5 protein-coding genes are annotated in these 7,188 nt (G+C 55.0%); 3 read left to right on the top strand and 2 right to left on the bottom strand.

The genetic code is table 11. The annotated features are described in order from the left end of the window. Positions 1–125 precede the first annotated feature (125 nt). A complete protein-coding gene (locus NW849_RS01125; RefSeq protein ID WP_414355555.1) occupies positions 126–1,733 on the top strand; it encodes a phytoene desaturase family protein in 1,608 nt (535 codons plus the stop codon). Between the two features lie 74 nt (positions 1,734–1,807). Here NW849_RS01125 and NW849_RS01120 read toward each other — a convergent pair whose 3' ends face one another. Next, positions 1,808–3,289, bottom strand: a complete 1,482-nt coding sequence (locus NW849_RS01120) for a hypothetical protein (protein WP_414355554.1) — start codon at positions 3,287–3,289, stop codon at positions 1,808–1,810. Positions 3,290–3,761: 472 nt separating this feature from the next. Between NW849_RS01120 and NW849_RS01115 the strand changes: the two genes are divergently transcribed. Together NW849_RS01115 and NW849_RS01110 are read left to right on the top strand one after the other, a co-directional pair. Further along, a complete protein-coding gene (locus NW849_RS01115; protein WP_414355553.1) occupies positions 3,762–4,370 on the top strand; it encodes a hypothetical protein in 609 nt (202 codons plus the stop codon). A 77-nt stretch (positions 4,371–4,447) separates the two neighbouring features. After that, positions 4,448–5,137 carry a hypothetical protein gene (locus tag NW849_RS01110; RefSeq protein WP_414355552.1) on the top strand — a complete coding sequence of 230 codons (690 nt, stop codon included), beginning with the start codon at positions 4,448–4,450 and terminating at the stop codon, positions 5,135–5,137. A gap of 463 nt (positions 5,138–5,600) precedes the next feature. On the opposite strand, the gene NW849_RS01105 is transcribed toward NW849_RS01110, so the two are convergent. Then, positions 5,601–6,995 carry a phosphoglucomutase/phosphomannomutase family protein gene (locus tag NW849_RS01105; protein WP_414355551.1) on the bottom strand — a complete coding sequence of 465 codons (1,395 nt, stop codon included), beginning with the start codon at positions 6,993–6,995 and terminating at the stop codon, positions 5,601–5,603. Positions 6,996–7,188: the final 193 nt, after the last annotated feature.

The raw sequence follows: 7,188 nt of genomic DNA, 5'->3' as shown, positions 1-7,188 counted from the left end.
TCGTGGTTGGCTTGCCAACTGCAGGGCTACCGAAAGCCCGCCCTGTACTGCGAAGCAGTCAGGGTCGGGTAGTTTACGTTTTTTCCATCGGTTAAGGCAGGGATCCCTTGCCGGCAGATCGAGTCTTGGCTGGCAGGAGTATTGTGGGTGGAGAAGCGTTTGCAGAAGGATTGTTGATGAGCTACGACGCGGTGGTGATTGGGGCCGGCCACAACGGGCTGGTGAGCGCTTGCTATTTGGCCAAAGCGGGGCAAAAAGTGCTAGTGCTGGAGCGCTATCACACCGTTGGTGGTGCTGCCATTACGGAAGAAATTCACCCAGGCTTTCGCGTGTCGGTGGCTTCCTACTCCTGTAGTTTGCTGCGCCCGGAGATCATCCGCGATCTGCGCCTGCCGGACTATGGCTTTGAGGTCTACGCCAAGCAACCTTCCTATTTCATGCCCTTCCCGGATGGGCAGCACCTCTTCCTGTATGCCGATAACCGTGCCAAGAGCAAGGCGGAAATTGCCAAGTTTTCCCGCAAAGATGCGGAAGCCTACGACCGCTGGGAGGAGTTTTGGGATCGGGTGAACGAGGTGGTGGAGCCAACCTTAATGCAGCCGCCGATTTCACTGGGCCAACTGGCGGATCGCTTTGCAGCTGCTGGCTATGAAGACGATTTCCGCCGCATCATGCTCCTCTCGACCACTGATCTCCTGGATGAATTCTTCGAGTCGGAGCAAGTCAAGGCGGCGATGGCTCCCCAATCTTTGATCGGCACCTCAGCCGGGCCGATGACTCCGGGTACGCCCTACATTTGGCTGGTCCATGCGGTAGGTCGGGCTATTGGCTCGCGTGGGGTCTGGGGCTATGTGCGCGGTGGGATGGGATCCATTACCCAAGCGATGGCCAAGGCAGCTCTGGACTTGGGGGTGGAGATCCGCACGTCTGCTCCAGTGGCGGAGATCTTGATGGAGAGTGGGCAGGCCGCTGGGGTTATCCTCGAATCGGGGGAAACCGTGCGGGCGCGGGCGGTTCTCTCCAATGCCCATCCCCAGATCACCTTTTTGCGACTCTGCTCCTCTTTGCCCCCAGACTTGCGTGACCGGCTAGAACGGCACTACCGCACCTCAGGCCCGGTGTACAAGCTCAACTTGGCCCTGGAGGAACTGCCCCGCTACACGGCGGCCCCTGCTGAAGTGCCCCCAGAAGTTGTCAGCTCTGCCACAGTGGATATTGCCCCCTCGGTGGCCTATCTGGAGCGGGCTTGGGATGATTGCAAATACGGGATCCCTTCCCGGGATCCGTTTATCGAGATCTACAGCCAATCCCCCACCGACCCGACAATGGCTCCCCCAGGCAAGCACATCCTCTCCTGTTTCTGTCAGTTTGTGCCTTACCAACCCAAAGGGCGAGACTGGAACGATGGCCTGCGGGAAGAATTTGCCGATCGGGTAATCGACAAAATTGCCCAATTTGCCCCCAACATTAAAAACGCCGTGATCGCACGGCAGATGTTGTCGCCCGTGGATCTGGAGGCCCGCTTCGGCCTTGTGGGGGGCAGTATTTTTCACGGGGAAATGACGCCGGATCAAAGCTACAACCTGCGGCCCATCTCCGGCCTGGCCGACTATCGATCCCCCATTCCCGGCCTTTACCTCTGCGGCTCAGGGGCGCACCCAGGAGGCGGAGTGACCGGGATCCCTGGCCACAACTGCGCGCAGGTGGTGCTCAGCGATCTACCAAATCTTTAACGGACAAAAAAGGCTCAGCCACAAGGGCCAAGCCAGAGCGGATCCCTGCTCTGGGATCAAACGGGTTGCCTGGGTTACAGCCGCACCTCAGTTCCCTCAAAGAACCCACGGATGATCAAAATGGCCCCTTCCCGGCTAGCATCATTCCCTGGTTCATCTTCCGTCCCACCTTCAATGTTGCCGGTGGGGAACTCTTGTTCCAGGAACCACTGGCCGGAAATGCGCTCAGCAGAGGTCGTTGAATCGAAGACAAGGTTCAGATTTCCTCTTTGTGTTCCCCCACCAATATCAAGCCGGTTAAACGGCCCCGCTAATTGTGCTCCAGCCAAGGTGCGGAAGACGAAATCTCCTGTGGTAGGTACAATGCCTTGAAGGATAACGGGCTGAGGGTTGTCTCCTTCCACGGGCGAGCCGGGTAAGGTACCTGTAGAGCGCTCTGTGCGCAATGAGAAAAAGTAATCAAAGACTGTTGGGGCACCCGGACGATCAGGAACCGGCAATTGCGGTATCGGTGTGGGGAAAGGTCGCGGTGGGGGGCTGACCTGCACAAAGTTGAGAACTGTGCTGGTGTTGGCCGGATCAAACTCCGCTTGAACACGACCGTTCAACAGGCGGCGGATGCGAACCAACTGATTGGGCAAGATGTTCGGTCGAGTCGGATCCGGAGCGAACAGTACCGACTGCGTACCCACCTGGGCAGGACGATAGACAATCTCCGCCTGGTTGGGCCGGAAGTTCAGGCGGGCAAAGAGAGCCAAGGCATCCTCAGGAGTGCCATCGCCCGCAACCCCCCGCTGCCGCACCACAAAGCTCGCGGAGAAACTGCCTGTTTGGAGAATAGCGACTACAGGACCTTGGGGTGGAGGAGGGTTGACAAAGGAGCCAGGCGCCAAAATCTCACCACCGGGGCCAGGGCCACCGTTTTCAAACAATACACCCACAGTGGGGACAATGAGAGAAGAATCTCCCTCTAAGACGACTTGGTTGCCATTGCGGCTAACCAAGATGCGGCGCACGGTCAAAGTTAAAACAGTTTTCGTATCCGGAACGGCAGCTCTAAAGGTTGTATTGACTCGAATGCGCTGGTCGTTGGGGTTGGTGGAAAGGGCAACCAGCCCGGCAATACTGAACTGGGTCGATAGCTTGCCGTCGCTGGGGCCAAAGGCAATGAGATTCACCAGCGGTGTGGTTCGCCCAATTTGGATGGCCAGCGTGCTGGAGCGAAGAGTTGAGTCAATCGTCAGCTCAGTGGCTGGGATCTCGTTCACGGGCAAGATGCGGGCTTCAACATTGGCGATGCGAGCTTCACCGCTTCCCTGCAAGGGGTTGGTACGCACAGGGATCCCATTGTCAAACCTCGGATTGACGTAGTCCAACCGGAGGCTGGTGGTCTCCAGCACCGAGCCGGGGGTAAAGCGGTACTCCTGCGCCGAGACAAACGCCGTGGGATCCACCTGGACGGGCCCAGGCAAGGTCGGAGACTCATTAACTTCTCCGCAGCCGCCTAGCAGCAAGACTCCACACAAAACCGCCAACGAGCGACCTTTGAAGTTCATACGGCACTTCCTCACACACCTTAAATCTGGGCAAATCCACACACAAAATGGGGAGAAGGCACCCAACCCCTAACGCTACAGGTAAGCTGGCCGCCCCTGCTCGAGGCTATGATACCCCATATCTAGGGGATGGGCCATTTCCAGAACAATTTCTTGCATTTGCTCTGCCGCTCGCTTGACAACGCTCTAGGATGCAGTAGAACTAACAGCAGGCATCCCCCTTGAAATTGTGCAGATGCATAAGACTTGAGCAAGCTCGGTGGATCCCCGCTGGACGCTGCCTAAGACGTTTGCTGTGGTGTGAGTGAGTGGAGATTTTTCGATGAGACGACGTTTTGGCTCAGCCCTTGGCCGTGGCGGCCTCTCTCTTTGGGCAACCTGTGCTTCGGTTGCGCTGATTACCGGCTGCAGTAGCGAGACCACCAGCGGGGTGCCGCCTCTACTGGCTTCTAGCGGTGCCACGCCTCCTCCCGTGGCTGTGGCTCCCACCATTTCACCCAACCTCACGCCCATCACCTTCCGCCCCGGGCCGGACTTTGCCCCCATCACCCCGCCGCCAGTTCAACCCGATCTGCCGGATCCGCCTCAATTTGGGCCAGGGGGCGGCTTCAATGCCGATCAGGAGTTTGCCTCGCTATCCTATAAGATCGATATAACTGGTTTGATCGTGCGTGGGACCATTGCTAGCGTTGATGTACAGGTTTTAAACATCACCTGTGGAACAGACGTGACAGATGTTATACTCCCAACTGCTTTAGAACAATTTAAGAATCTATTGATTGGCAGAGGAAATACATTCCTTGATGCGACGGGATTTACCTTTAGCTTTACTTTTCCGACGGATCCCCGCTACTTTAATGATCTCAGAATTCTTTCTAAAGCCATTCGTGGCGTTCGTAGAGTTGATGCACAGGGGCAGGTTCAGATCACAGACGAGCTGACTGGTGATGACATTCTGATCATCTTAACTATTCGTGATAGTTTTGGTCAGGTGCTAAGAGTTGACGATTCTATATTTAGTGGAGAAGAAAGCCGAACAGAAATTCGTGGCTCTCAGATTCCTGCTTGTGGAAATCTGTAGAGAAGGTAATCCCAGCAATGGCTTGCCAAATGAGTTAAAGGCTTAGTTGAGAACTTCAGTGAGTGTGAGAGGGTGTGGTGATGATTAAGTTTAAAACACTGGCAATAGGTGGAACCTCGCTTGTGTTGATGTCTTTGACTCTTATTGGGTGTCAACAGGCTAAGGATAAAAATGTTACAAGTTTTTTGCCAGGGCCAATCATCCCTGTGCAAAACCCAACTGTTGAAACAGGTGGAACCAACGTGGGATCTAGTCCTGTAGCTGCAGCTCAACCCACGCCAGGAATCCCTCGGCCTGTTTCTGCACCGACCATTGACCCAGTTGTTACCCCTGATGCTGTTCCTCCGATTGTCGCTGAAGGGCCTGTAGCTCCTGCTCCAATTCCTCCAGTCTTGACGGTCTCTATTTTGCCCGGTCGAGATCAAATCAATACTGTAATCCCTGTAGGTACAGGAACTGGTCCTGGTGCTGGTCTAATTTCTGGGACAGCCAATGTTAATGCAATTGTTGCAAGAATTTCTGGCGGCATTCCACCAATTACTGTTGACGTTCAAATTGATCCAACTCCTGTGCCATCCACGATTACTAATCCAAATGGCACTTTCACAGCCTCGTTCTCCTTTGCTTTTATCAACAATCAAGTTTTTATCAACGCTGCATTTATTTTCCCTGGAATTTATGATTTACAAATCTCAGCTGTAGATGCCACTGGACAGCTGGCCGTAGGAAATATAACTATTGTAGTAACTCAAGGCGGAGGTGCTTAACTTAAAGCTGTACGATAAATTTCATCGCAATTAAGTTTCTGCAGCTCCAAGTATCAATCCAAGTATCAAGTAATCAGTCATCTTTCTAGCTCAACTCTTTGCCGTAGCTTCTCAACGAGAAGCTGAGTTTATCTTCCTTGAAAGTGGCCATGCTTCACTGTCTTCAGTCCTCAAATTTCAATCATGGGATTCTTCCAAAATCACTATAGTAATCCAGTCTGAGTATTAAGACGAGTAGCTACTAGGCAGTCTTGGCCAGAGAGGATTTCTGGGAAAATGAATGATGGGTTCACAATTCAATACAGATTGCTCTACAACTCTTCAAAAGTCTGTATAAAGCTAGGGAGCGGCTAAGGTTTGTCCTAGCAAAATGCAAATACGCCAAGGTGCCTCTCCCAGGCGCTAGGAGTGCTTGGTAGGTGCTTTCTGGAATCAGATGGTAGGGCTCATATTCGGTTCTGAACTAAGCTATCAATGATGTTGCCCAATCTAGGAGAGTGTTTACTTCTCCTGTGTCTTTGGCTTCTGAGTACAACCTCAGCAGAGGCTCGGTGCCGCTGCCGCGAATCATCACCCAGCTTCCATCGGCGAGGACGAATTTGTGGCCGTCGCGATCAAAATGTTTGATCACCTGCTGCCCCAAAATCTCAGCCGGGGGATCCATCTGTAGCCGTTTGAATAACTCAGTTTGTTGGTTTTGATCCGCGAGGTGGAGATCGCGGCGCAGGTAAACAGAGGTGAACCCTTCCCGTTCCTGCAAAGCCCGGTAGATGGTGCTGAGATCTTGGCCGGTTTCCGTAACCGCTTCGATGAGATACAGGGCCGAAAGCAGGGCATCCCGCTCGGGAATGTGGCCCAGGTAGCCGATGCCGCCCGATTCCTCTCCACCCAAGAGCACCTCTGTGCTCATCATGCGCTCGGCGATGTACTTAAAGCCCACCGGCATTTCCGTAACCGGTAGGCCATAGTGCTGTGCAACTTTAACAAACAGTTCGGAGCCGCTGATGGTTTTGACAATCTCGCCCCGCAAGCCGCGTCGCCCGGCCAGGTGGTCGATCAAGATGGGGATCAGGATCTGCGGGCTGAGGAAATGGCCCTGCCCATCCAGGGCGGCAATGCGGTCGGCATCTCCATCAAAGACCAGGCCCATTTTCAAGGGGGCCGGATCCGCTGCGATGATCTGAGCGGAAGCCTGCAGGTTTTGGGGCAAGGGCTCAGGGGGAAATCCCCCAAACAAGGGATCCCGATGCGCCTGCAACTCAATGACCTTCTCCCCCAAGAGGCGCTTGAGGCCGCCAGCGCCAGAGCCAAACATGACATCCACCCAAATCTTGGCCGGGGATCCTTTGAGCTTTTCCAGATCCACAAAGCGGCTGAGCTGGGCCAGGTAGCCAGGCCAGGGATCCCAGGTTTCAATAGGAGCCTTTGCGGATCCCAGCGGTTTCAGGTTTTGCATCTCCTGCTCGATGGCAGCAGTAACTTCCGGGGGCACGGATCCACCAAATCCTCCCTTGACCTTGAGGCCGGAATAGTGGGGGGGGTTGTGGCTGGCGGTGATCACCAAAGCGCCGTGGCAGCCCCGCTCCTTGGCACCCCAGCTAAAGGCCGGCGTTGGGGCCACACAGGTGGAGAGGTAAACTGGGATCCCCAGGCGGGCCACCACCTCAGCAACGTGGGCGGCAAAGCGTTCCGAAAGAAAGCGGTTGTCGTAGCCGACCAGGATCCCTTCGCCGGGGTAGGTGCGGGCCAAGACTTGGGCGCTGGCCTGGGCTGCAACAGTCAAGTTTTGGAAAGTAAAGCCATCGGCGATCACGGCTCGCCAGCCGTCGGTGCCAAAGCGGATCGGGGTATCGGCCATAGTGGTGTTGCGGTGGGTGCTGCCGCTTCAAGTCATAGCACGAGGCGGGAGTTGCGGGGTTCGGTCTGCTCTCAACTTCTTCACTTCTTCTGAGATGGGATCCCTCTCGCGGGGCCCGCAGAAGCGGCTAGATTGACATACCCCCCTGCCCTCAAGGGCAGGGCTTTACGGCGTTTTTTCGGTAACCTGGAAA

This window comes from Synechococcus sp. R55.3, assembly GCF_047461975.1.
Classification (GTDB): domain Bacteria; phylum Cyanobacteriota; class Cyanobacteriia; order Thermostichales; family Thermostichaceae; genus Thermostichus.
This window is presented reverse-complemented; position numbering and strand designations above follow the sequence as displayed.

Excerpts from the sequence above, each read along its gene's own strand:
- NW849_RS01105 (WP_414355551.1), bottom strand. The coding sequence starts at position 6,995 with ATGGCCGATACCCCGATCCGCTTTGGCACCGACGGCTGGCGAGCCGTG.
- NW849_RS01120 (WP_414355554.1), bottom strand. The coding sequence starts at position 3,289 with ATGAACTTCAAAGGTCGCTCGTTGGCGGTTTTGTGTGGAGTCTTGCTG.